The 25413-nt window shown below is 31.6% G+C and carries 18 protein-coding genes and 2 pseudogenes; 4 read left to right on the top strand and 16 right to left on the bottom strand.

The annotated features are described in order from the left end of the window. Nucleotides 1-31: 31 nt before the first annotated feature. The 9 genes and pseudogenes from B2P65_RS15135 to ilvD all read right to left on the bottom strand — a co-directional run bounded on the left by B2P65_RS15135 (nt 32) and on the right by ilvD (nt 12280). Nucleotides 32-898, bottom strand: coding sequence for an NAD(P)/FAD-dependent oxidoreductase (locus B2P65_RS15135; protein ID WP_346880448.1), 867 nt, complete (start codon nt 896-898; stop codon nt 32-34). Between the two features lie 134 nt (nt 899-1032). After that, nucleotides 1033-1491 carry a hypothetical protein gene (locus tag B2P65_RS15130; protein WP_346880447.1) on the bottom strand — a complete coding sequence of 153 codons (459 nt, stop codon included), beginning with the start codon at nt 1489-1491 and terminating at the stop codon, nt 1033-1035. Between the two features lie 184 nt (nt 1492-1675). Then, the gene (locus B2P65_RS15125; protein WP_346880446.1) at nt 1676-4597 is read right to left on the bottom strand and encodes an insulinase family protein; all 2922 of its coding nucleotides are present in this window, start codon (nt 4595-4597) and stop codon (nt 1676-1678) included. 145 nt (nt 4598-4742) lie between these two features. Continuing rightward, the gene (locus B2P65_RS15120; protein ID WP_346880445.1) at nt 4743-5057 is read right to left on the bottom strand and encodes a thioredoxin family protein; all 315 of its coding nucleotides are present in this window, start codon (nt 5055-5057) and stop codon (nt 4743-4745) included. 2 nt (nt 5058-5059) lie between these two features. Next, a complete protein-coding gene (locus B2P65_RS15115) occupies nt 5060-6007 on the bottom strand; it encodes a hypothetical protein (protein ID WP_346880444.1) in 948 nt (315 codons plus the stop codon). A gap of 95 nt (nt 6008-6102) precedes the next feature. Then, a complete protein-coding gene (locus tag B2P65_RS15110; protein WP_346880443.1) occupies nt 6103-7851 on the bottom strand; it encodes an ABC transporter ATP-binding protein in 1749 nt (582 codons plus the stop codon). Beyond that, on the bottom strand, nt 7848-9611 hold the full coding sequence (locus tag B2P65_RS15105) for an ABC transporter ATP-binding protein (RefSeq protein WP_346880442.1): 1764 nt from the start codon (nt 9609-9611) through the stop codon (nt 7848-7850). The genes B2P65_RS15110 and B2P65_RS15105 overlap by 4 nt, the downstream gene beginning before the upstream one ends. A gap of 184 nt (nt 9612-9795) precedes the next feature. Continuing rightward, nucleotides 9796-10113 (bottom strand): thioredoxin family protein, encoded by a 318-nt coding sequence (locus tag B2P65_RS15100; protein ID WP_346880441.1) that lies wholly within the window; start codon nt 10111-10113, stop codon nt 9796-9798. 493 nt (nt 10114-10606) lie between these two features. Further along, nucleotides 10607-12280 (bottom strand): annotated as a pseudogene (gene ilvD / locus B2P65_RS15095) (dihydroxy-acid dehydratase). 629 nt (nt 12281-12909) lie between these two features. On the opposite strand from ilvD, the gene ilvC reads away from it, so the two are divergent. The 4 genes from ilvC (at nt 12910) to ilvA (ending at nt 17192) form a co-directional block, all read left to right on the top strand. Continuing rightward, the gene (ilvC, locus tag B2P65_RS15090; RefSeq protein WP_346880440.1) at nt 12910-13908 is read left to right on the top strand and encodes a ketol-acid reductoisomerase; all 999 of its coding nucleotides are present in this window, start codon (nt 12910-12912) and stop codon (nt 13906-13908) included. 93 nt (nt 13909-14001) lie between these two features. After that, the gene (locus tag B2P65_RS15085; RefSeq protein ID WP_346880439.1) at nt 14002-15102 is read left to right on the top strand and encodes a thiamine pyrophosphate-binding protein; all 1101 of its coding nucleotides are present in this window, start codon (nt 14002-14004) and stop codon (nt 15100-15102) included. Then, complete coding sequence (locus B2P65_RS15080) at nt 15063-15641, top strand: aminotransferase class IV (RefSeq protein ID WP_346880465.1); 579 nt, start codon at nt 15063-15065, stop codon at nt 15639-15641. The genes B2P65_RS15085 and B2P65_RS15080 overlap by 40 nt, the downstream gene beginning before the upstream one ends. A gap of 312 nt (nt 15642-15953) precedes the next feature. Beyond that, nucleotides 15954-17192 carry a threonine ammonia-lyase gene (ilvA, locus tag B2P65_RS15075; protein ID WP_346880438.1) on the top strand — a complete coding sequence of 413 codons (1239 nt, stop codon included), beginning with the start codon at nt 15954-15956 and terminating at the stop codon, nt 17190-17192. Between the two features lie 68 nt (nt 17193-17260). On the opposite strand, the gene B2P65_RS15070 is transcribed toward ilvA, so the two are convergent. From B2P65_RS15070 to pyk, 7 genes and pseudogenes are all read right to left on the bottom strand, one after another. Next, nucleotides 17261-18007 carry a LytTR family DNA-binding domain-containing protein gene (locus tag B2P65_RS15070; protein WP_346880437.1) on the bottom strand — a complete coding sequence of 249 codons (747 nt, stop codon included), beginning with the start codon at nt 18005-18007 and terminating at the stop codon, nt 17261-17263. Between the two features lie 24 nt (nt 18008-18031). After that, on the bottom strand, nt 18032-19321 hold the full coding sequence (locus B2P65_RS15065) for a sensor histidine kinase (RefSeq protein WP_346880436.1): 1290 nt from the start codon (nt 19319-19321) through the stop codon (nt 18032-18034). 372 nt (nt 19322-19693) lie between these two features. Next, on the bottom strand, nt 19694-21232 hold the full coding sequence (gene rlmD / locus B2P65_RS15060; protein WP_346880435.1) for a 23S rRNA (uracil(1939)-C(5))-methyltransferase RlmD: 1539 nt from the start codon (nt 21230-21232) through the stop codon (nt 19694-19696). A gap of 149 nt (nt 21233-21381) precedes the next feature. After that, the gene (locus B2P65_RS15055; protein ID WP_035132134.1) at nt 21382-21741 is read right to left on the bottom strand and encodes a DUF1540 domain-containing protein; all 360 of its coding nucleotides are present in this window, start codon (nt 21739-21741) and stop codon (nt 21382-21384) included. A 239-nt stretch (nt 21742-21980) separates the two neighbouring features. Beyond that, on the bottom strand, nt 21981-23066 hold the full coding sequence (gene tnpB, locus B2P65_RS15050; protein ID WP_346880434.1) for an IS200/IS605 family element RNA-guided endonuclease TnpB: 1086 nt from the start codon (nt 23064-23066) through the stop codon (nt 21981-21983). A 9-nt stretch (nt 23067-23075) separates the two neighbouring features. Continuing rightward, nucleotides 23076-23365: pseudogene (tnpA, locus tag B2P65_RS15045) on the bottom strand (IS200/IS605 family transposase); the annotation flags it as partial. A 193-nt stretch (nt 23366-23558) separates the two neighbouring features. Then, nucleotides 23559-25316, bottom strand: a complete 1758-nt coding sequence (gene pyk / locus B2P65_RS15040) for a pyruvate kinase (RefSeq protein WP_346880433.1) — start codon at nt 25314-25316, stop codon at nt 23559-23561. Nucleotides 25317-25413 lie beyond the last annotated feature (97 nt).

Here is a 25413-nt window from a genome sequence, read left to right as displayed (position 1 = left end):
GGTATCTAACATTACTTTGATAAAATGTATATTAATATGTTCTATTAGAGTCTATATATGATACAGCACTTAACGCTGCTATCAAACCTTCTCCAGCTGCCTTCATATATTGATAAGGCTTTCCTATACAATCACCTGCCGCAAAACAACCTTTAATATTAGTTCCCATACTTCTATCTACTTTTATATGTCCTTCCTCCATTAAAAGTCCAGGAACCAGTTGAGCAGGAGATATGCTGTCTTTAAGCACAAACACTCCATCTGTATATATTTCCTTCGATTTTAATACGAGCTTCTCAACTTTATCATCCCCTACTATTTCAATAGGCTTGTCCTTTATAATCTCTATGTTCTTTCTCAAATTATAATTTTCTTCATACATTGGTACATAATACAATTTAATGGCTAATTCACTTACATAATTTGCTTCTTCCTCAGCTTCCTTATTATATCCAATAACAGTAACTATTCTGTCTTTGTATAATGGAGCATCACAAGTTGCACAGTATCCTACACCTCTTCCAAGAAACTCTTCTTCTCCACTTATAGGCTTTGTGTATTCAATTCCTGTTGCAATTACAATTGATTTAGCTTCATAGCATTTTTCATTTACCATAAGAGCAAAATAATCACCCATAGAATAAATTTCGTTTATTCTTTCATTAGTAATATTTATTTCAAATTTATCAATATGTTCTTGAAAACTATTTTTTAACTGTTCTCCAGTTATATCATAAAACCCTAGATAATTATTAATTTTTGAAGCCTTAACTAATTTACTACTAAAGTCCTTATTGCCAAACACAATTATTCGTTTATTTCTTATTTTAGCATTAATGGCGGCTGATAAGCCTGCCGGACCACTTCCTATAATAGCTATATCATATCTATCTTCCATTTTTATCTCCTTTTATCTATAGTTTATTACATTAAAGAACTAGGCCTTAAGTTTGTAGGAACTCACAGCCTAGTCATATTACTTAATTATTGATAGGGGATAAATTCTAAAATAACATTATTTTTCCAATTTTATTATTTTAAATCCTTAAGTACTTTTACAATTTTGTCTTTGTCAGGATGCATGTCTATTGCTGATATTATCAAGTTATTATTGATTTCAGCAGGTACTTCTAAAGGACCTTGCTGTAAATCTAGCTTAATTTTACTTGATTCTTTTGCCATTTTTATATTTTCTACTGTTAGTGGATTCTTACTGTTTAAATCAAATTTATATACTTCAATCGCCACATCATTAATTTTATAAAAATACCCGTTAACTGCCCCTACCAGATTCTCAATTGGTAAACCCTTTTCAACCTTAAACCCATCTTCTTCTAAAGCCTTTTGAAATTTATCAAAATCAAATTTATTTTCTTGCTTCAGTTGACCTTGTGTTTCAGCTGGTTTAGTATTTGTGGACGGTTTAGTTGCACATCCCACCATGGAAATAAGCATTGTAATAACAATAATTGTGCTTAATATTTTTTTCATTATAAAACCTCCAAATATTATTTATAAATTTTGAATTTTTCTTACCTATTGCTTGTACCTTCCCCCTATTTATAAGATTAATTGATAAGCAATTATAATTGTTTTCATATAGGAGTAATCACAATTGAACATTTCCCTCTTATGAAATTTTTCAAGCCATTCTGCACAACCTTAATCACTTTTTCTATGAGAAAAGATACCTTACTGTGTTAAAAACTTGCTTTTCACATTCTACTTTTTCTTCATTTCCTACTGTGCATATATTTCCCTGTTTTAAAACAGCTTCTATAAGAGGAGAGAGTGATATGAGCTCCTCTTTTGTAGTTCCAAGCACTTCATCTCTTTCCTTTTGAATATCCTTCTCTGTAATTCCCGACATATAACAACTAAAAGAATGAGTCCCCTTTAAATAAGGAGTCATAGGCATGTCCATCTCTTTTACAGCTCCTATTATATAGCGTATAATATCCTTTTCATCAATACTTAGATTTTTCAAAAATTCAGGAATATAATTATATGCTTCATATGTCTTAGAGAGATTTGAATCTCTGTAGGAAACAATATAAGCATTTCCATTTTGTGAAAAATTCATCATGCAGCCATATGCACCGCCTTTTTCTCTAATGTTCAGCCACAAATAATCGTAGCTTAAAAGAACCTTTAGAACCTTTAGAGCGCCTGTATATAAAAATTCATTTTTATGATTTCCCGATTGAGCTACATATTGTACAGACGATGCTGTTTTAAACCCCTCATTAAGTTTTGCAGGTATAAATTTAAAAGTCTCTTCTTTTATTTCATCAGTGTAAAGTTTTGTTTTAAAGCTAATTGCCTGTTCTTCCAAATCCTTATAACCTTCTGTTTCAGAGGTATAGCTTATAGTCATATTCTCTTGTCTAAATATATATTTCATAAGCTCTTTCAGATTTTTAGCAATAAGCTCCTTTTTATTTTCAAAGTTCTTTTCAATATCTTCTATAAAGTGATAGAAGTAAATTCCGCTTACCATCTCCTCATAATAAGAACTAGCAGAATTATATGAAAGACTTCTCAGCACAGCTGCCATATGACTGGAGTTTTGAAGCCAAGATTGAAGTTGAGACTTTATATCAGAAATAATCTCATAAAGCCTTTTGCTATTGTCCATTTTGGAAGTACCAATTATCTCAGATATCATTTCAAAGGCAAAACCAAGCTTTTCATACAAAACTTTAGCATTTATTTCAAATGCAGCTCTAAAGCCATCCTTCTCTTTGGAATTGGAATAAAACTTAAGATATGCACTGATTCCCCCAGTATTCATATTTATAATATTAGAAAGCTGTAAATAGTTATGTTTTTCAGTATCAACAGCCCCTAAAACCTGTCTTAGTATTCCCATATAAGGTATAAGCACTGAAGGAATATTTTTAATATCAAAGGACAATTTTAGATATCCTATTCCATTTGTAAAAATATCATGATGTACTATAGTCATTCCTTCTAATTTGCAAATGTTTTGGTACAGAGGCTGTGCCTTAGGGTTTATATCCTCTACAGAAATCATAGGTATGGCTTCAATATCTTCTCTTTTTGAAGATGAATTCTGATATTCTTTTAGCTTTTTGGTGTTATCTATAAGCTGTTCTATTTCTTTTTCTGAAAGGCTTTTTTTGTATAAACCAAGCTTTTCTTTTAGTTCTTTTTCTTTTTTTGCCATAAGTCCCTTTTGCGGAATAATCTGAACAAAAGAACTGTGAGGATTGTTTAGGATATATTTTTCAATCAAGCTCTCAAAATAACCTTCATAAACCTTTTTCTTAAGATTTACAAATACTTTATTGAATTTGAGATACTCAAAAGGATGTTTGTCATCATACAACCAGCTATTATATACTTGATATGCATATGCAAGCCCTTTTGGCATTCTTCCGAAATCTGCTTCTTTATATTGGAACTCAAACATATTTATAGCAGCATTAAGAGTATCTCTATTAATTCCATTTTTTACAATTTTCTTAAGAGTCTCTCTTATTGTATTTAAAAAGCATACCTTACTTTCTTGGTTACTGTTTCTAGCTATAATGCTAAATATAGGCTGTTGTATGGAAGATCCATAATTTCCCTCAACCGACTTAGCGATTCCTTTATCCAATATAGCTTGTTTAAGTTCCGCACCGTTAGCACCTAAAATAGAGTAATTTAATATATCAAAAGCGATGGCAAGCTCATTATCTTTTGCGCCTCCTATTACTACATTGTAGGAAAGATAAGTATTATCTTTTTCAAACTCATCATCTCCAATAGGATAATAAAGAGTAGATTCAGACATAGCATTAAAAGGAGCCTGTATAGGTATTTCTGAGTCTATGCTTGCCTTTTCATATTTGCTTAAGTAGTTTTCATCAAGCCATTTGAGTCTTTCAGAAGCATCCATATCTCCATATAGATAAATATAGCTATTTGAAGGGTGGTAATATCTACTATGAAAGTCCAAAACCTCTTCATAGCTTAAATCTGTAATAAAATCCGGATCTCCACCTGAAACATGAGAATAAGGTGTATTGGGTAGTAAAGACTTCAGACTTTCTCGATAAAGTGCTGAATCTGGAGATGAAAAAACACCTTTCATCTCGTTATATACTACTCCGTTATGCATTAAATCAGAGTCGCGGGAATTTAGTTGATAGTTCCATCCCTCTTGAAGAAATATTTCTTTGCTTTCATAAATATTTGTTCTAAAGACAGCATCTGTATATACACTCATCAAATTTATAAAATCGCTATCATTGCAGCTTGCAATAGGATAAATTGTCTTATCCGGAAACGTCATTGCATTTAAAAAGGTATTCATAGAGCCTTTATTAAGTTCAACAAAGTTACTTTTAGCAGGATATTTCTTAGAACCGCATAGCACAGAGTGCTCCAAAATATGTGGAATACCCTTGCTGTTTTCTGGTGGAGTTCTAAATCCTATGGAAAACACTTTATTTTCATCAGCACAGGAAATAACAACTATTCTGGCTCCTGTTTTTATATGCTCAATTAAATAGGCTTCTGCCTTCAACTCTTCTATTTTCTGCTTTTCATGTATTTTATAAGCTTCTAACTTAAGTAATTCTTTCATAAAACACCTCTTCTTTAAACTTTGATTTATAATAAGCAATGTTCTGTGCTTAAAACGACAATCTATTATTATATAAATCAATTAGTAATAGATTGTCCAAATAGCACAAATCAAGCCTATAAATACAGTCTGTTAACTTCTTTTATTAATATAAAAATTCTCCTATTTTCCCCTTTACTTCTTCCTCCGACAAAACACCTGTATGTCTTTCAAGCATTTTTCCATTACTCATAAAAAATACAGTTGGCACACCAAATATTTTATTTTTCTTTGCTAATTCAGGATATTTTGTAGTATTCACCTTCACAATATTTACAAAAGGGAGCTCATATTCTATTTCAACTAAGATCTCTGCAAACGCCTTGCAAGGCACACAAGTTTCAGAAAAAAAATCTACAATAACAAAACCTTCTTTGATAAGATCTTCATAATTTTCAGGTGTTGCTAACTGAGTTCCCATAATTATACCTCCTGATATCTTTCCCTATAGTATTCTCTTATTATATTTCTGTAATAGCCTGTATACTGACCTGTTTCATAATACTCAAAAGGCATTGCCCTATAAGCATCTTCTGGTTTTAAATGATACATTTTACTAAAGTCCTCTGTGTCTTTATCATAATTCTCCTGTGATACTTTATAACCATCCTTTTCTGCATTTTTAAGTCCAAGAAGAAGCACAGGAAGTTGTTCCTTTGATAAACCATCTACCATCTTTAAGAACTCATCATAGCTTTTCACAGGTATCTTTCCATTAAAATCCTCAGGTGTCATTTTTTCAAGGGTCAAGCCTTCAAGTTCACAAAGCACTCTTGCTTTATGAGTTTCAAGTTCACTTAAATATTGTATGTCCTCTTCATTAATATCAAACTTACTCTTATCAATAACCTGCTTTATAACATTCTCTACTAGACTATAAGATTTATTATCAATAGCTTTATTTTTTTCATTTTTATAAAGTTTTTCAAGATATTCCATTAAAGATTTCATGTTAGTTACATCATCTATTCCCTCTTTCTGAACCATCTCATCCGTCAACTCAGGCATCATACTTCTTTTCACATTTATTATACCAATACTGACACTTTCATTATCTATATCAATAGTTTTGCTTTCACATTTTTTCATGTTTATAAGGGCAATCTCTATTTCCCTTTTAAAAAGTCCTAGACCTGCACTTATACTTACATTTTCCTTGTTAAATTTAGGATTTATACTTTTTAAAGAACAAACTACAATATCTCCTTTTTTTACTTCCTCCACCTCATGAAGCACTTTGTTCTTTTTCCTTATACGAAGGATTTCCTTTTCAATAAACTCTTTGTCAATTTCGTAAGTAAAATCTTCTCTTGATACATCAGCTTCCCTGAAATCAAATTCCTCTATTACTACTGATTTTAATTTTTTCATATAAATATCTCCTGTTATAATTTTTTTCTTTTTAACTATAAAAATTTGTATTTCTACTCAACTGTTTTGCGAAAAACAGTTGAGTGGAAGAAGTATTATCTTGCTTTCTGAAGCGATGTAAACCTTTGGAAGCTTGGGCTTACTGCAAGAGCTTCCTCGTAACTTCCTTCAGTTTCAACTAAACCATCTTTTACAACTACAATATGATCTGCATCCTTCACTAAAGCCATATCATGACTTATCATTATGGTAGTTCGGCCCTCCATAAGGTTTCTTAGAGCCTTAATTACATCTTGGCGACATATTATGTCAAGGCTGCTTGTAGTTTCATCCAATAGCAGGTAATCTGGATCCTTCATTATTACTCTGGCAATGGCAATTCTCTGCTTTTCTCCCCCTGACATCTTGGAATTAACTTGGCTGACATAGGTATCAAAGCCGTCCTCAAGCTCCATTATAAAATCATAAGCGTTGGCAAGCTTAGCAGCTCTTATTATTTCTTCCTCAGAATAGTCATGGTTTGTCCCATATGCTATATTATCCCTTATAGTTCCTGATATAAGATGGCTGTTTTGAGAAACATAACCTATTGCAGCTCTCCATTCATCAAGCTTTATGTCGAAAATACTATCATTACCAAAACCTACACTTCCTTGCTGAGGCTTATAAAACCTTTCAATAAGTTTAAATATGGTAGTCTTACCGCTTCCATTTGAACCTACTATCACAGTCTTCTTATTCTTTGGTATAGTAAAATCAATTCCATGAAGAATTTCATTTTCGTTATCATAGGAAAATACAATATCTTTAAAATTTATATCCTCATCAGGTCTATTCATAGAGATTTTTCCATCCGTAACTTCATTTTCAAGATCCATAATGGCAGCTATCTTTGCGGTAGCACCATGTGAACCCTTAATATTCATCCACTGTGTAACTATTTCAAAAAAGGAAGGAAGAAGTATCCCTGAGTAAGAATAGAAATCCACCAAGCCACTTATGTCCATCTGTCCACTTCTTACATAAAGGGCTCCTCCCGCAAAAACAATTATCATAATGGCATATTGAGTAATATACCCAATAGGAACCTGCAGTGAACTAAGCACAGCACTTACTAAATCGGCCTTATATTTTTCCTGACTAGCCTTAATTCCAGCTCCATATTCTTCATTTTCCATACTTGTTGATTTAATATAATAAACATTGGATAATCTTTCTCCAAAATAACTTGTTATTAATGATAAAGCACTTTGAACTACTAAATTAAGCTTATAGGAGAATTTTCCTATTATAGTAATGATAATTAAGGCTATAGGAATTACAAACAGCATCAACTTTGCTAAATCAGAATATATTTTGTTCATCTCTGTATATGCAATAATGAGTCCATAACTTGACGCAAAGAATGATATAACACTTGCAGGTGCTGATATGGCCTTTTCTGCATCAGAGGTTATACGGGAAACAAATCTCTGAGGATCTTCTTTGTCATACTCAGCCATTGGCATCCTCAAAAGTTTTGCCCATACTATTTTTCTAACATTTCTATTAGTAATAATTCTGCAAAATCCCCAAATAAGTTCGTAGGTCAATCTAACCAAGGCAATTGATATAGTCCAAAATAGGAATCCCTTAAGGAAACTCGCCTTTGCTATATCTCCTTTATTTATAGCAGCTGTGTAGGGTACAATCATGAGGTTAATCTTTGTCATTCCGAAGCCCAAAATTGCTGTGGCTATAAGAAGATGCCATGGCATATTTATTTTTGTATAGAACTTCAAAAATGTTTTCCATGAAGTTTCAGCCTTTTTAGTATTCTTATTTGCCTTTTCTATTTTTCTCATGCTGATATTTCGCCTCCCATCATGCTCCTATAAAAGCTATTAGTTGCAAGCAATTCCATATGTGTACCTGACGAAATACTTCCATCCAAGTTAAATACTACAATGTGATCCGCATCAAGGATAGCCTTCTCATCATGAGCAACCACTATGGCTGTACGATTTATTTTAAGATTTTTTATACCTTTCATAACCTCAGCTGTTGCCTCTGCATCAAGGTTTGATGTGGGTTCATCAAGTATAAGAATTGAAGGCTTTGATAATAAAGCTCTTGCAATGGTAATCCTCTGCTTCTGACCTCCAGAAAGCCTTGAACCAAACTGTCCAACCTGAGTATCATAGCCCTCTGACTGCTTCATTATAAATTCATACGCATTAGCAACCTCTGCAGCTTGTTTCAACTCTTCATCTGTTACCTCTTTTTTGACACCATAAAGTATATTTTCCCTAATAGTCCCTGACATCATAGGGATATCCTGAGTAACATAAGAAACCTGGCTTCGCCAATTTTTTAAATTGAATTCTTGAATATCAACTCCACCTCTTGTAATTCTGCCTTTAGAGGGTGCATAAAACCTTTCAATAAGCTTAAGTGCAGTACTCTTTCCTACACCGCTTGGACCTACTATTGCCGTAGTCTTATTATAAGGTATTATAAAGGATACATTCTCCAATATAGAATTATCTTCATAAGCAAATGTCACATTTTCAAATACAATATCCCCTGTTTCAATTACCTCTGTCTTATATGTCAGGAAGCCCTCTTCAGGCTCTTCCAGCACCTTAGCTACTCTGAGTAAAGACCCTTGAGTGGCCTTAATCTGCTGCCATACTCCCTGTTTTGAACTTACATGGTTAAGAATTGTTGTAGCAAACGCATAAAAAGCATACCAAGTTGCGATATTAAGTACTCCTTTGTTAATAAATTGTATACCAACAAGTATTAAAGTTAATTGCTTTCCGAGTTCCACTATGGTGTTAATAGGATGTTGAGCAAGGGTTAAGTATAATTCCAATTTATTTGCCTTGTACAACCCTTCTATAGCATCATTTCCTCTTTGACTCTCATAGTTCTCTTTGTTAAATGATTTTATAACAGGAACATACGTAATCAATTCACTTAAAAAACGAGTTAAGTTGGATATTTCATCACGGACTCTTATCTGTATCTTTAAGGTAATGCGCCCCAGTACTATGGATAGTGTAACCACTACTGGTATAAGTCCAAGTAAAATATATGCAAGTGCTTTATTATATAGGGATATCTGCTTAAGGATAATATACATTGGATACAAGCCTACAAGTTCCGAGATTACTACTTTCACAATAAAGGTTCTGAGATTTTCAGTATCTGATGTTATACGGCTTATCATACTATTTGCTGGAATCTTGTCAAAAAAACTCATAGGAAGCTGTAATGTCTTTTTCCATAAAACATTTCTAAAATTACGGTCTATTTTAGCATTAACTACCTGTTCTACAAAACCAGCTATTTGTCCAAGAGTACTGGTAAGAATATTGGACACAATAATTATAATTACCAATTGAACACTTACATTACCTGCAAAAAGCTCTCCTGTTTTACTTGGAACAAGTAAATATATCTTTGAAGAAACCATACTAACTGCAACAAAAATAACAATTCCGAGAATAGGGAGATTTGCTTTTAAGCAAAGACTAAAAAATGTTTTCCAAATTCCCTTATTCACATTTTTTTTAGGACTTTTTTTTATTGCCTTATTAATACCTATTTCAGTTTCCAAACTTTTCCCTCCTTAATTTAAACTAAGATAAAAATGTTATTAGTTGAACATTGATTATCTCATCTTTGTCCGCACCTTTGTATGTTTATTTCATTTTCTTAACATTTTACTAGTTCGTCCAATTGTAACCTTAATTGAACTACTTATTCTAATTTTTAACTTTAGATTGTTTTAGCAATATCATTTAATAATAAAGATATTTTCCTATTTTCTCTTTTACTTGTTCCAAGTTCATAAATCCCAGATTTCTTTCCAAAACCCTACCATCTTTCATAAACAGTATAGTCGGTACTGCAGAAACATCATTTTTTACTGCAATATATTGGTTTTGTGTAATGTTTACCTTTACAATATTTATAAAATCAAGTTCATAATTTAATTCCTCTATAACTTTTGAAAGCATTTTACATGGATTACAATTTTCCCCATACAAATCAACGATTACAAATCCCTCCTTTATCATATCGTCATAATTACTAACATTAGCTTCTCTTATAGCCATTTCTATTACTCCTCCCATAATTAATTTACTAGTTCACAGTTAAATTTAGTTTCAAAATACTCTTTAATTTTTTCTTCACAATATCGAAAATTTACTTTCCTTTCTATAGAATTGTTCTAACTTAATATCTGAAAATTCCATTATTTTTTTACTAACTTAACTTTATAATTATCCTCTGCTTTTTTCAATGTTTTTTGTCTATTCTGATATTAATACTGCTTATCTTGTACATTTTTTTACTCATTTCTATTATTTCATAATTTCTAGAAATACAAATATTAGGCAATCGAAATATAACATTACGAATTGATATGTTTTTTTAATGCCAAATTGACGTCAAAAATACCAGAATAATACCAAAATACCTGTGGGTGTAGAAATATTTAGAAACTTGTATTGCCATAAAGGCATGAAAGTTCCATATACCTTCATGCCTAAAAATGTTTATATAGAAAACTATCTACATAAAAAATTACACACTCTATAAATAAACTTAAAAATCAGAACGAAGAACAGCCCCATCACTTGCAGAGGATACTAGCTTGCTGTATCTATAAAGATATGTTCCTGGTTTAGCTTTGGATTCAGGCTTTTTAAGAAGAGTAAGTCTTGATTTTATTACATCATCCTCAAGTTCTAAAACTATTCTACGTTTAGGAATATCTATTGATATAATATCACTTTCCTCTATAGCAGCAATCGGACCCCCATCACTAGCTTCTGGAACAATATGCCCTATGCATGGACCTTATGTACCACCTGAGAATCTACCATCAGTTATTAATGCAACTGACTTTTCAAGTCCCATTCCAATGAGTGCTGCCGTTGGACTTAACATTTCTCTCATACCAGGACATCCCTTTGGTCCTTCGTATCTAATAACAATAACATCTCTTGGATTTATTATACCCTTCATTATTGCATTAAAAGCTTCTTCTTCAGAGTTATATACTCTTGCTGGTCCTCTATGTATCATCATTTCTGGTTTTACCCCAGCTGATTTTACTACAGCGCCAAGTGGAGCAAGGTTTCCTTTAAGTATTGCAATGCCTCCTTCAGAATTATAAGCATTATCCATAGTTCTAATAACTTCAGGGTTTTTGATTATTGCATTATAACAATTTTCAGCCTGAGTTTTTCCTGAAACTGTTATAATATTTCCGTTAAAGAGTTTTTGCTTAATAAGAGAGTTTATTACTGCAGATATTCCGCCAGCATTCTCTAAATCAAGCATTGAATGAGTTCCAGAAGGTAAAAGCTTTACAAAGTTAGGTGTGTGTTTACTGATTTCATCAAAGTCTTCTAACCCCAATGTCACATCAGCTTCTCTTGCAATTGCAAGAAGATGAAGTACAGTATTACTACTTCCTCCAATTGCCATATCAAGCGTTATTGCATTTTTAAATGCCTCATAAGTTAAGATGTCCCTTGCTTTTATATCTTTTTTCACCATTTCCACAATGCTCATACCACTTTTCTTTGCAAGTTGAAGTCTTCTACCGTAAGGTGCTGGAATTGTTCCGTTGCCAGGTAGCGCCATACCAAGTGCTTCTGCTAAGCTGTTCATAGTATTTGCTGTAAAAAGCCCTGCACAGCTTCCACATGTTGGGCAGCAATTGTTTTCTATTTCATCAAGCTCTTCTTCTGTAATTTTTCCACTTGCAAAGGCTCCAACACCTTCAAATGCAACACTTACAAGATCATAAGGTTTTCCAAATACAGTACCTGTAAGCATTGGTCCGCCACCAATAAAAACTGCAGGTATGTTAAGTCTTGCTGCAGCCATAAGCATGCCTGGAACTACTTTGTCACAAGAGCCAATCATAAGTATTCCATCAAATTTATAAGCTTCAACTACTGCTTCGATTGAGTCAGCAATAAGCTCCCTAGTTGACAGTGGGTATTTCATACCACTGTGATTCATGGTTATACCATCACATACACCTATAGATGTGAATTCTGCAGGTGTTCCTCCAACTGCAATAATTCCATCCTTCGCTGTTTTAGCTAAACTATCAAGGTGAAAATGTCCTGGAATTATCTCATTTGCTGCATTTACAACACCAATTAATGGCTTTTCAAGATCCTCGGGTAAATAACCCATTGCATAGAAAAGAGATCTGTGTGGTGCTCGAGTAAATCCTTGTGTTATTTCATGACTTCTCATATATTTCACTCCCTAATTTCAATCTCAAAGAATTTTAATTGTAAATATACTATACATGTTTTTGCCTTGTCAACATAAAAAAAGATAAGATTAGTGTTGTAAATTCACCTTTTTACTAATACATGTACAAAATAAGCATCTAAAATGACCAAATTAGCACTACACATTGAAAAAAATAATTAGTAATCACAAAGTTAATTTAAGTAATTCATAGATTTTCAAATAATAATACAAATTTTAGGATGTATTTTACCATGATACACATATTAAGCTTATTAATTCCTATGGAAATTGAAAATATAATTAACCTGATTCCAGTCGTCATTACTATTAGCATCATTATTATTGCTGTTATTAGCCTAGTGTGCATTAACAGCTTCAGATTTCAAAACAGAAAAACGTTAAAAACTTCGGGATCAATACTTTGCTTATATTTAATTGCAGTCAATTATTGATTGTAAAATAGAGTCAATGCTGATGTTTCTCAAGGTTGCACATAAACTTTGAGTGATGTGTCGGCATAGCCGTTAATTAAAAAAGTAATTTGGGTATATTGCGATGAACTTTCGCCCCAACAGGGCGGAAGTTCATTTTTTTATACAAAAATATAAATAATGGAGGAAAGAATTATGAACAATGTAAAACTTTATTATGCAGAGGATGCAAGCCTTGAAAATTTGAAAGGAAAGAAAGTTGCAGTAATTGGTTATGGAAGTCAAGGCCATGCCCACGCACTTAACCTTAAGGAAAGTGGTGTTGATGTTTGTGTTGGTCTATACAAGGGAAGTAAGTCCTGGGAGCTTGCTGAAAAAAATGGTTTCACTGTTAAAACTGCTGCTGAAGCAGCTAAAGAATCAGACGTTATAATGCTACTTGTTCCTGATGAAAAACAAGCAAAACTTTACAAGGAAGAAATAGCAGCAAATCTTAAAGAAGGTGCAGCACTAGCATTTGCACATGGCTTCAATATACACTATGGTCAAATAGTTCCACCAGCAAATTGTGATGTATTTATGATAGCGCCAAAAGGGCCAAGTCATACAGTAAGAAGCCAGTACCAAGAAGGAAAAGGAGTTCCTTGCCTTATAGCAGTGTATCAAGACTACACTGGAAAAGCACATGATATAGGACTTGCTTATGCAATGGGTATAGGTGGAACAAGAGCTGGAGTTCTTGAAATAACATTTAGTGAAGAAACAGAAACAGATCTTTTCGGAGAGCAAGCAGTTCTATGTGGTGGAGTTACAGAGCTTATGAAAGCAGGCTTTGACACCCTTGTAGAAGCTGGTTATGCACCAGAAAGTGCATATTTTGAATGTGTTCATGAAATGAAACTTATAGTAGATCTTATTAATCAAGGCGGCCTAAGTTACATGAGATATTCTATAAGTGATACTGCTGAATATGGGGATTACTCAGTAGGAAGGAGACTTATAACAGAAGAAACAAGAAAAGAAATGAAAAAAGTTCTATCAGAGATACAGGATGGAACCTTCGCAAAAAACTGGTTGCTTGAAAATCAAATAGGAAGACCGAGTTTTAATGCAAGAAGAAAAAGAGAAAGTGAACATCTTGTCGAAAAAGTAGGAAAGCAATTAAGAAAAATGATGTCTTGGACAAAGAAATAATAAATCAATAAGGTTGAAATTTTTAAAACTGAAGAACTTGTTTGTTCAAAGCTTTGAATTTAAGTTTTATGCTAGAGGAAAGGAGTAAAATGTATGATAATGAAAGGTGCTAAAGTACTTATAGAATGCCTTAAAGAGCAGGGTATTGATACAATTTGGGGCTATCCTGGAGGAACAATTTTAGACATTTTTGATGAACTTTATAATAATGAAGACGTAAAAAACATACTTGCTGTTCATGAACAAGGTGCAACGCATTCTGCAGACGGATATGCCAGGTCAAAAGGAAAGGTCGGTGTTGTATTAGTAACATCCGGTCCAGGCGCTTCAAACACAGTAACCGGTATTGCTACAGCCTTTATGGATTCAATTCCTCTAGTAGTAATAACAGGGCAAGTAGCGCGACCCCAACTTGGGAAAGCAAGTTTTCAGGAACTAGATATAGTAGAAATTGCAAGGAGTATTACAAAAAAAACATATAAGGTAATGGATCCTAACAGACTTCCGCATATCATAAGAGAAGCTTTTCAGGTAGCCAGAGAGGGAATACCCGGACCAGTTGTTGTTGATATTCCAAAAGACATACAACAGTCAAATGTAGATTATTATAGGGAAAAAATAAGTTTTGAAAGGCATGTCCCAATTATTACTAGCTGTAATTTAAAGAAAATCAATGAAATTGTGAAGTTTATAAAAGCTAGCGAAAAACCAGTTATATTATCTGGTGGAGGTATAATTAATTCAGATGCTGAACTAGAGCTTAAAGGTCTTGCTGAAAAAATGAAAATTCCTGTTGCAAGTTCTCTTATGGGACTTGGAGGATTTTCAGGAGATCATCCGCTTTTTATGGGAATGGCTGGAATGCATGGGGCTCAATGTGCAAATTATGCATTGTCAAAGTGTGATTTGATATTAGCACTTAGAACAAGATTTAGTGATAGAGTTGTATGTAAAAGAGATGGATTTGCTCCAAATGCAAAAATAGTTCACATAGATATAGATCCTTTAGAATTTGGAAAAAATGTTGTTCCAAAGATAACTCTCAGCGGTGATCTTAAGTATATACTTAGAGAAATAAATAGTAAACTAATTGAAAAAAAAGTACAGCTTGGAATGCACAGAAAAGACTTCTTGATTCATGTAAAACTCTTTCAATTAACATACCATATACAGTTCAGGATTTATGCGACATAACGGTGGAGGTTCTTAGAAAAAATGAGTTTAAAACAACAGCATATATAAGACCTTTAGCATATAAATCTTCTATCAATGTAGCCCCTTCCCTTTCGGATAATGATAATAGCTTCTTATTATATGCTATGCCTTTAGGCTCATTTACGGGAAAAGATGAACTTCATACATGTATAACTTCTTGGAAAAGACTAAATAGCAACATGCTGCCAACGAGAACAAAAGCGACTGCAGCATATATGAATTCAGGACTTGCATCACTGGAAGCAGTCCAAAACGGCTTTGATGAAGCAATATTTTTGACTGATAATGATCATATCTGTGAAGGGCCTGGTGAAAACTTGTTTTGCGTTAAAAACGGAAAACTTATAACACCTCCACCTTCAGATAATATACTTGAAGGCATAACAAGAGCAACAGTAATTGAAATTGCAAAAAAAGAATTTGGAATGAAACTGAGGAAATCAGCATATCAAGAGCAGAAATCTACTCAATGGATGAAGCATTCTTTACATGTACCGCAATGGAAGTTACAGCTGTAATTTCTGTTGACAGAAGAAAAATTGGAGATAGAAAGCATGGCGATATTACTGGAAAAATTAAAGAATTTTATAGTAGTATAACAAAAGGTAGAAACCCAAATTACAAGAATTATTGTACAAAAGTTTACTAATTAATAGTGGAGAACTAGTTAGTTTATCTATTTCCAACTAAGATATTACAATAGTATTTCAATCTTTCGTCCTTTTAGGCTAACTAAAATTATGTTTATAAGGATGAAAGATTCTTTTATTTCTAAAGTCAGTAAAAAAATAGCGTTAAAGTTATATTTTAAATAAAGGGGCATAAAAACTATGAATGAGTACTTAAAATCAACTCAAGTCATAAGAAGATTAATTTTAGATGATATACTAAAAGCTAGGGGTAGAATAAAGGATATATGCACAGATACTAAATTAATGTATAGTTCCGAGTTTAGTAGAGAAAGCGGCAATGAGGTATATATTAAGCCCGAGAACCTTCAGCTTACAGGGTCATTTAAGATCAGAGGTGCTGTAAATAAAATCGGCAAACTAAGTAATGAGAAGAAAAGAAAAGGCTTAATTGCATCTTCAGCTGGTAATCATGCTCAAGGTGTCGCTTATGCAGCAAATAAGATTGGAACTAATGCTACAATTGTCATGCCACAAACTACACCTCTTATAAAAGTACAAGCTACTAAAAACTATGGAGCTGACGTTATTTTAGCTGGAAAGGTATACGATGAGGCCTACGAAGAAGCTAAACAGCTTGAAAAAGAAAATGGATATACTTTTATTCATCCATTTAATGATGTAGATATTATGGCAGGTCAAGGAACTATATCTCTTGAGATTCTTGAAGAACTAAATGATGTTGATGCTATATTAGTTCCAATAGGCGGCGGCTGGTTAATAGGCGGTATGTCAGTAGCAACTAAAGCTATTAATCCTAATATTAAAATAATAGGTGTTCAAGCTGAGGGAGCAAACCCAATGAAACTTTCATTTGATAGTGGTAGTTTAACCTATGCAGACCATATTGATACTATTGCGGATGGAGCAGCAGTAAAAAAACCAGGAGATATCACTTTTTATATAATAAAAAAATACGTAGATGAAATTGTCACAGTAAGTGATAAGAATCTTATCGAAGCTGTTTTTATTATACTAGAAAGACATAAGCTTGTAGCAGAAGCAACAGGTGTAATGTCACTAGCTGCCTTGAGGCAGCTAAACTTTAAGGATAAAAAAATAGTTTCAGTAGTTAGCGGAGGAAATATAGATATAGTAACAATGGCTGCACTTTTAAATCATGGTCTACTTTCAAGAGGTAGAATATTTTGCTTTTCCGTTAAACTACAAGATTCACCTGGTCAACTTCTTAGAATATCTGAAATACTATCAAAAAGTGGCGCCAACGTAATAAAAATAGATCACGATCAATTTAAGTCTATTCATAGATTGAAATATGCTTTTTTAGAAGTAACAGTTGAAACTAATGGACACGAGCATATAGTGCAGATAGTTAAAGCCTTAACCGAGCAAGGATACAATGTAGATAAGGTTTATTAGATTGAAACTTATGCAAATACTGCAGCAATAAAAGTATAAATTTACTTTTGTTGCTGCCTATTTCTTAACTATAAATAAAATTCCATTTCCTCATTCTTTAATAATTCCTTTAGCTCATTATATTTTTCTCTACTTAACGGAATATTTTCTTCAACATCCTCAAGTTTAACACCATATACTCTTGAAAATTTATCTGAGCTTATTCTTTTAATCTTGTTAGTAGGAATTATAAAAGATTGATGTGAGCGAAAAAATCCGTAATTTTGAAAAATACTTTCTAGTTTTTGAACAGAGTCACTAGAATTAAAAACCAAACCATCCTTACAAATTATACAAACTTTCCTGCCTCTCTTTTCTATATACAATATATCATTTACAGTAATAATTTCAAAACCACCTTCAACATGAATTCCTATCTTTATTTCTGTATTTACCTTTTCACTTGTTTTTAAACTTTTTACCCTTAATAATGACTGTTCCAATCTAATTATATTTATTGGTTTTGTAAGAAAATCAACTGGTTGAAATTCATAGCCTTTCAAGGCGAAACCTACATGTCCAGTTAGAAAAATTATCTTTACATATGAATATGCTGACTGAATATGTTTTGCAAGTTCAAATCCATTTATATCTTTTATTTCTATATCTAGAAAAATTAAATCAACTTCTTTTTCATACTTTTGCAAAAATTTTACAGTATCTGAACCACTTCTAGCCTCGCCAATAACATTAATATATTTAAATGTAGCTAATGTTGATTTTAAATCTTCTAAACATATATCTTCGTCATCAACTAATAGAACTTTTAATTGCATATACACCATCTCCTATTGAGAAAATTATAAGCCGTTAGGAATTTGAACAATAAAATGAATAATATCATCTTCAATTTCAGTATAAATAATACCATTATACTTTTCTAAAATTTTCTTTATTGTGCTTAGTCCAATACCCTCATGAGATTTTTTTGTAGAATACCCTGAGTTAAAAATATCCTTAAGTGCTTTATTGTTTTCATTTATCTTATTTGATACCCTAAAAACACTATTTCCACTCCGTTTTAAGATCATAACCTCAATCCAGGTTGAATCATCTAAATGCTGTTCAACTTCATCTATAGCGTTTTGTATCAAGTTTCCTAAAATTTTATTTGTTTCATAAACTGTACACCGAAGTTTTTCTAAATTATAATATATAACAATCTGAAGTTGTATTCCCTTTCTTGCTGCTATCTCTCTAAATGCATTAAGCAATGCTCCTATAGCAGGATCCTGTAAAGATAAAATTTCATTAAATGACTGTACCTCTTTTACCATTACATCTATATATTTACTACATTCTTGATATTTTTCATTTTTAAGCAGTCTTGAAACAGCTTGTAAATGAAAATTAAAATCATGGCGTTGAGATCGAATTATATCTGTTAAAGCAAGCAGTTCCTTTTGATATTCTTTATCAATTAAAGCTTCTACGATTTTCATATCATAAAAGGCTGATATTCTTATAAAAACAATGAATATAATACAAAAAGCAATTAAAAATAATGTTACATAATTTTGTTGTGCCAAAGATAATGTAGGCATAATACTTTTTATATAAAATATCCAAAGCATCATTATAGTAAGCACAAAAAATTTTTTAAATATATTTACGTAATCTTTTTTAGTTTTCTTTTTTTCTATATTAGAATATAATAACCAATCTTTTGGAAATAACGATATCTTTTTATAGTATAGAATAAGATTAATTAGAAGATAAAATATTATAATTACCAAATTAACATACAGGTTACTTATATATATTGAAAAGCATAAGAAAATCTGATTAATAATGATTTCAATCACATATTTACAAATGATTGATAATAATACTCCTAGTAATGTGTGAGAATATGTGATATTTAGTGTTATTTTTGAAACTAAAAAAAATAATATATAGATTAAAATTACATAATTACTGTTATCAAAAAATAAATAAAAGCAAAATCCAATTGATAGAACAATATAATTTAGTTTTTTAATATGATTTGACCCTATGTTATCTACTAACAAAATTCCAAGCATAAGAGTAACATTTATAGAACATGCAAATACTATTGCATTAATAATATTTAAATACTCATTTTCCATACCATCCCACCTTTTGTTCTTAAGGACTCTTCAGAATAAAATTTGTTTTATACATTTAATATAGAACTTGCATAAATACAAATACTCTATTTTATTATAAAATAATGGCAATAGCTTTTCACTATTTATACTTTGAATAATTGCAAGAATTAAGATAAATAATAGTCATTTCTTTATTCCAATCATATGTCACTATCGCTTGTCTTCTTGGAGAGTCCTTGCATGAACCATTATAAACATCTTATTTCGTCGCGTTTCTCCTTGTAAATGAACAACAAATTCAGCAGTAGCTTTCTACTATCTTAACATCCTTCAGATTCCTCATCATGGGAAAGCCTTACACGGATACTATTAAAAGCTAACTCTGCCATGCTACTTCTTTATTAGTTTTGCTACGACCTCAACATGATGTCCTTGAGGGAACATGTCTACTGGTTGCAGCTCTACAGCTTTATAGCCTAATCCTTCAAGAACTTTTAAATCCCTTGCTAAGGTTGCAGGGTCACATGATACATAAACAATCCTTTTAGGTTTTACTTCTGCTATGGCATGTAGAAGTGATTCCTCACAACCCTTTCTTGGAGGGTCTAGCATAATTACATCTGGGTATATTCCGCCTTCAATTAGTTTCGGAATTTCTTCTTCTGATTTTCCTACTATAAATTCCACATTTTTTACATTATTAATTGTTTTGTTTTCATTAGCATTTTCTATAGCTTCTGGTATTATTTCAATTCCATATACCATTCTAGCTTTTTTAGATAAGAACAGTGATATAGTCCCTGTACCACAATATGCGTCAAATACAACCTCGTCTCCTGTAAGACTTGCATATTCTAATGCTTTTTTATATAGCATTTCTGTTTGTACAGGATTTACTTGAAAGAAAGATAATGGTGATATATTAAATCTAAATTCACCTATATAATCCGATATTGTATCTGTTCCCCATAGAGTAATAGATTTGTTACCTAAAATCACATTTGTTTTATCCTTATTTACATTTTGTATTATAGATTTAAGATTTAAAATTTCTTCTTTTAGAGATTTTATAAGTGGTTTTATATTAGGTAACTTTTCTCCATTAGTAACTATTACAACCATTACCTCCTTAGTCTGAAAACCCTCTCTAATCATTATATGTCTAACTACACCACTATGATTTTTTTCATCATAAGGAGTTACTTTATTCTCTTTCATCCATTCCTTAAGAATCTTAACAACTTTATCACCTATTTTACTTTGTATATAACAGTGATCCATATTGATTATTTCATGTGATCTTGGTGCATAAAATCCTACTACTATATTTTCATCATTATTTCCAACTGGTAACTGAACCTTATTTCTATAGTTATATGGGAAATCCATACCCATAGTATTATGTACCTTTAATCCTTCTATCTTTCCTACTCTTTCCATAACATCCTTTACTCTTTGAGTTTTAAAGTTAAGTTGTTCTTCATAGGATATATGTTGAAGATTACAGCCTCCACATCTCTTATAAATTGGGCATATGGGTTCTGTCCTATATTTAGATGAGAGAATTACATCTAATAGTTTACCTATACCATAGGTTTTACTTACTTTTATAAGCTTTATCTTTACTGTTTCACCCTTTATGGCTCCTTTAACAAACACAGTAAAGTTATTTATTTTACCTACCCCTTCTCCTTCATGTCCATATCCTTCTATTTTAATTATATAATCCTTATTCTTTGCAATTTCTATATCTGCATGATTATTGTTTAATTCTAAAATAAGATTTTCTATCTCTGCTTCTCTTTCTTCACTTTCCCTATCCTCTTTTAGAAATCTTTCTTTTTCTAATGAAGCTTCCACTCTTTCTCTCTCTTCTTTTTCAGCTTCTTCTATAACTTTAACCTTACTTATCTCTTTACGTATTTTCATAAAACCACCCTTTATTAGCTTCTAATTAATTTTAATTTTATCAGAAAACTAGTCAATTAACCATAATAAGTAGTCATAATATAAAATTAAAGTAAGGGCAACTTTAGATTATTAATAAAATTAGCTAAAGTTACCCTTACTATAGTGAATTAAATCTTAAAAGTTTCACAGTCTGTTCTATTACTACTTATTGCACCTACACCATTAATGTGTACAAAGTTTGCAACACAATCCTTATTGATATTATATCTACAGTTTATTGCATCACATACTATTCTTGGTCCTGTACCTCCAGAGAAATTATTAAAGCTTTGTTTTACTTCTCCTCCAATATTCATATTATATACATTGGAAAGAGAATTTTTTATTCCCATTTCTGTGAAGCTTCCACACTGAGTATACTCACTAGAGTGAGCATTTGCTCCTTGTACATGAATACTGTTAGCGGTGCACATTCCAGAATTATTGTGTGTACAATTAGTTGCATTACATGCTAAATTTCCACTCATTCATAGCACTCCTATTCTTAATTATTATCTTAAGTTATTAGATAATACTATTATGTGGAAAAATATTTTTTTTATGCACGGGGTAGGCCTAAAATTATAGCTACTTCTTAATGCTAATATATCTAAAGTGAACTACACCCCACTTACTTCGTTGAAGTGGGGGCTTCGTGGTCAATACTACTACTGTAGCAAGTTTACCCACGCTCAAAAGGTCGAACCAACCTCGCTTATTACCAAAATTATATAGCTAATTTCAGTAGATTTTTACTTGCATTTATATCCCTGTCATGGTGTACTCCACAATTAGGACATATCCATTCTCTAAGTGCTAGATTTTTTACTTCTTCATTTTTATATCCACATTCAGAACATAGCTGACTACTAGCATAATTGGAAGGTGCTATAATTATTTTTCTACCATACCAACTAGCTTTATATTCTAACATTCGTCTAAATTCTGACCAACTAGCTTCACTTATAGCTTTAGCTAATTTATGATTTTGTTGCATATTCTTTACTTTTAAGTCCTCAATTACTATAGATTGGTTTTCTCTAATTAGTTTAATTGATAACTTATGCAAGAAATCCGCCCTTTGGTCTGCTATTCTTTGATGTAGTTTAGCAACTTTCACTCTAGCTTTATTTCTGTTTTTACTACCTTTTTGCTTGCGTGATAAGTCTTTTTGAAGTTTAGCTAGTCTTTTTTCAGATTTTATAAGATGTTTTGGATTAGGTTCCCTATATCCATCTGAACATATTGCAAATTCCTTTAGTCCAACATCAACACCTATTTTTTTATCTACTTTAGGCAATATAAAATTTTCTGTATCAACTAAAATTGATATATAATATCTGCCGCTTCGTGTTTTAGATATAGTGCAATTTTTTATTAATCCTTTGAGTTCTCTATGTTGTTTCATTTTTATCACTGATTTTAATTTAGGTATCTTTACAAATCCATTTTCTACAGACACAGTTCCGTTTTGATTATTTGTCGTATAACTATTAGTATTGGTTTTCTTTTTGAACTTAGGAAATCCAACTGATTTATCTCTAAAGAAATTCTTATATGCTTTATCTAAATTTAGTTGTGCATTAGCTAGTGCTAAACTATCAACCTCTTTAAGCCACTCAAACTCTTTTTTATATTGTGCAGGTGTAGGATACTTAATTTGCTTAACATCTAAATCTTTGTTTTCCTCATAAGACTTAATTCTATCAGCCAACATCTTATTATAGATAAATCTAGTACAACCAAAAGTTTTTGCTAAATATAATTTTTGTTCTTCATTAGGATAAATCCTATATTTATAAGCTTTTAACATATCCTCACCTCATTTCATTCCTTGATTTTCTATATACTTTTTAACTATATCTATAGGAGCACCCCCAGTTGTTATAAGGCAATAGCTTCTACTGCAAAAATATTCTTTCCATAACTGATTTTTTATTTTCGGAAATTCTTTTTTATAAGTCTACTACTGGCACTTTTATACGCATTAATAAATTTTGATATATCTGTATTGGGTGAACCTCTAAATAATAAATGTACATGGTCTAAATCATGATTCCATTGTTCTAAAACAATATCATATTTAGGACATATATACTCGAATATTTCTTTTAAAACTCTCGAAAAAATTAAAGACACCCTTAGCGGGTGTCAATAATGAATCAGTTGCCAAAAATGTTATATTTTAAGTCTTATCCATTGGATTATTAATTATACATTAAATTTCAGATAATTTCAATATTTTTTATAAATTTTACATAAATACCATAATTATCTTAATTTTTAAATAATTCCTTGGATGAAACTACTTTATATTAGCTTTGCCGCTATATACCATTCCTACTTTTGAGTCCATAGTTATAAAACATCCAGATTTTATAATTGAAGATGCGTTTTGTGCATTATATATAATAGGAATGTTTCTTGATGCACATTCTAGTAATACACTAGAACTCATCTCATCGCTTTCTACTATTATTCCACCAACTTCATTAAGCACATCTGAAAAATCTCTACTTAATTTATCTACTATAATAATTTGCTTTTCATCTAGAGAATTAAAAAACTTCTTAGAATTATTTACATGCATTACTGTTCCAAAGGCTGTACCAGAATTACTTCCTTTACCTTGTAAAAGTACATCTCCTATAATATGAACCTTCATCATATTTGTACTACCTATGTAGTTCATTGGTATTCCTGCAACAATTACTACAAGATCACCCTTCTCTACATAATTAGCTGCTAATGCAATTTCTGAAGTCTTATCTATTAATTCATCTGTATCCTTTAATTTTGGAGTTATTACAGGGAACACACCCCAATTTAGTGCTAAACTTCTTGCAACCCTTTCGTAAGGAGTACAAGCTATTACTTCACATTCCGGTCTATATTTAGAGATTTGTCTTGCAGTTTGACCGCTTTGAGTCGCTGTAATTATTGCTGATGCATTTAACTCCATTGCTGTTGTACATGTAGCTACACTTATAGCATTAGGCACATTAGCAACATGTAACTTTCTTCTTTTCTTAAAACTTTCCTCGTAGTTTATATATTCCTCTGCCTTCATAGCTATTTGAGACATAGTTTTTACAACTTCTACTGGATATTTACCACTGGCAGTCTCTCCACTTAGCATTATAGCATCAGTTCCATCAAAGATGGCATTAGCTACATCTGAAGCTTCTGCTCTAGTAGGTCTTGGATTTCTAATCATAGAATCTAACATTTGAGTTGCAGTAATTACGGGCTTTCCAGCTTCATTACATTTTTGTATAATCATCTTCTGAACTACTGGTACCTCTTCAGTAGGAATTTCCACTCCTAAATCCCCTCTTGCTACCATAATTCCATCAGAATACCTTATAATTTCATCAATATTATCTACGCCTTCTCTATTTTCAATCTTTGAAAATACTTGAATATAATCTCCACCATTCTTATCAAGAAGATGTCTTATATCTAGAACATCTGTACCTTTTCTTATAAAAGATGCAGCTACTATATCTACTTCACTTTCTATACCAAACATTAAATCTGCTATATCTTTCTCTGTTAATGCTGGAAGATTTAATTTAACTCCTGGCACATTCATTCCCTTGTGATTTCCTATAACTCCTGTATTTTCAACATGAGTTTTTATTTCTTTGCCTTCTATAGATAATACTTTTAATGCCACTAATCCATCATTTATTAAAAGTATGTTTCCTGGTTTTACATCTTTATAGAGGTTTTTATAAGTAATAGAACATTTAGTTTCATCTCCTATAATATCCTCTCCACAATGAACTATAAAAGTTGTTCCTTCTTTAAGTTCTACAGTTCCATTTTCAAAGTTTCCAGTTCTAATCTCTGGTCCCTTTGTATCAAGTAATATAGCAATATGCTTTTCTAATTCAGCTCTTGCTTCCTTAACCATATCTATTCTTCTCTTATGCTCTTCATGACTTCCATGAGAGAAATTTAATCTGGCAGCATTCATACCATTTTCAATTAACTTTTTTATAATTTTCTTTTCATCAGTAGTAGGTCCCATTGTACAAACAATTTTAGTTTTCTTCATAGTTATCCTCCTTTATATTTCATATATTTAAATTCTTTTGCCTAGATAACTTTACCATTATATAAAATTATATTAAAATATTTGTAATTCTACAATA

This window comes from Clostridium sp. UBA3061 (assembly GCF_002367465.1).
Lineage (GTDB): Bacteria > Bacillota > Clostridia > Clostridiales > Clostridiaceae > Clostridium_J > Clostridium_J sulfidigenes.
The sequence above is the reverse complement of the archived record's forward strand: the minus strand, read 5'-3'. Positions and strand labels throughout refer to the sequence as shown.

Bases quoted from the DNA above. Each gene is read 5' to 3' on its own strand.
- B2P65_RS15135 (WP_346880448.1), bottom strand. From the start codon at position 898: ATGGAAGATAGATATGATATAGCTATTATAGGAAGTGGTCCGGCAGGC.
- B2P65_RS15120 (WP_346880445.1), bottom strand. From the start codon at position 5,057: ATGGGAACTCAGTTAGCAACACCTGAAAATTATGAAGATCTTATCAAA.
- B2P65_RS15065 (WP_346880436.1), bottom strand. From the start codon at position 19,321: ATGGAAAATGAGTATTTAAATATTATTAATGCAATAGTATTTGCATGT.
- B2P65_RS15070 (WP_346880437.1), bottom strand. From the start codon at position 18,007: ATGCAATTAAAAGTTCTATTAGTTGATGACGAAGATATATGTTTAGAA.
- B2P65_RS15115 (WP_346880444.1), bottom strand. From the start codon at position 6,007: ATGAAAAAATTAAAATCAGTAGTAATAGAGGAATTTGATTTCAGGGAA.
- tnpB (WP_346880434.1), bottom strand. From the start codon at position 23,066: ATGTTAAAAGCTTATAAATATAGGATTTATCCTAATGAAGAACAAAAA.
- B2P65_RS15125 (WP_346880446.1), bottom strand. From the start codon at position 4,597: ATGAAAGAATTACTTAAGTTAGAAGCTTATAAAATACATGAAAAGCAG.
- B2P65_RS15110 (WP_346880443.1), bottom strand. From the start codon at position 7,851: ATGAGAAAAATAGAAAAGGCAAATAAGAATACTAAAAAGGCTGAAACT.
- B2P65_RS15055 (WP_035132134.1), bottom strand. From the start codon at position 21,741: ATGAGTGGAAATTTAGCATGTAATGCAACTAATTGTACACACAATAAT.
- pyk (WP_346880433.1), bottom strand. From the start codon at position 25,316: ATGAAGAAAACTAAAATTGTTTGTACAATGGGACCTACTACTGATGAA.
- ilvA (WP_346880438.1), top strand. From the start codon at position 15,954: ATGAATGAGTACTTAAAATCAACTCAAGTCATAAGAAGATTAATTTTA.
- ilvC (WP_346880440.1), top strand. From the start codon at position 12,910: ATGAACAATGTAAAACTTTATTATGCAGAGGATGCAAGCCTTGAAAAT.
- rlmD (WP_346880435.1), bottom strand. From the start codon at position 21,232: ATGAAAATACGTAAAGAGATAAGTAAGGTTAAAGTTATAGAAGAAGCT.
- B2P65_RS15085 (WP_346880439.1), top strand. From the start codon at position 14,002: ATGATAATGAAAGGTGCTAAAGTACTTATAGAATGCCTTAAAGAGCAG.
- B2P65_RS15100 (WP_346880441.1), bottom strand. From the start codon at position 10,113: ATGGCTATAAGAGAAGCTAATGTTAGTAATTATGACGATATGATAAAG.
- B2P65_RS15130 (WP_346880447.1), bottom strand. From the start codon at position 1,491: ATGAAAAAAATATTAAGCACAATTATTGTTATTACAATGCTTATTTCC.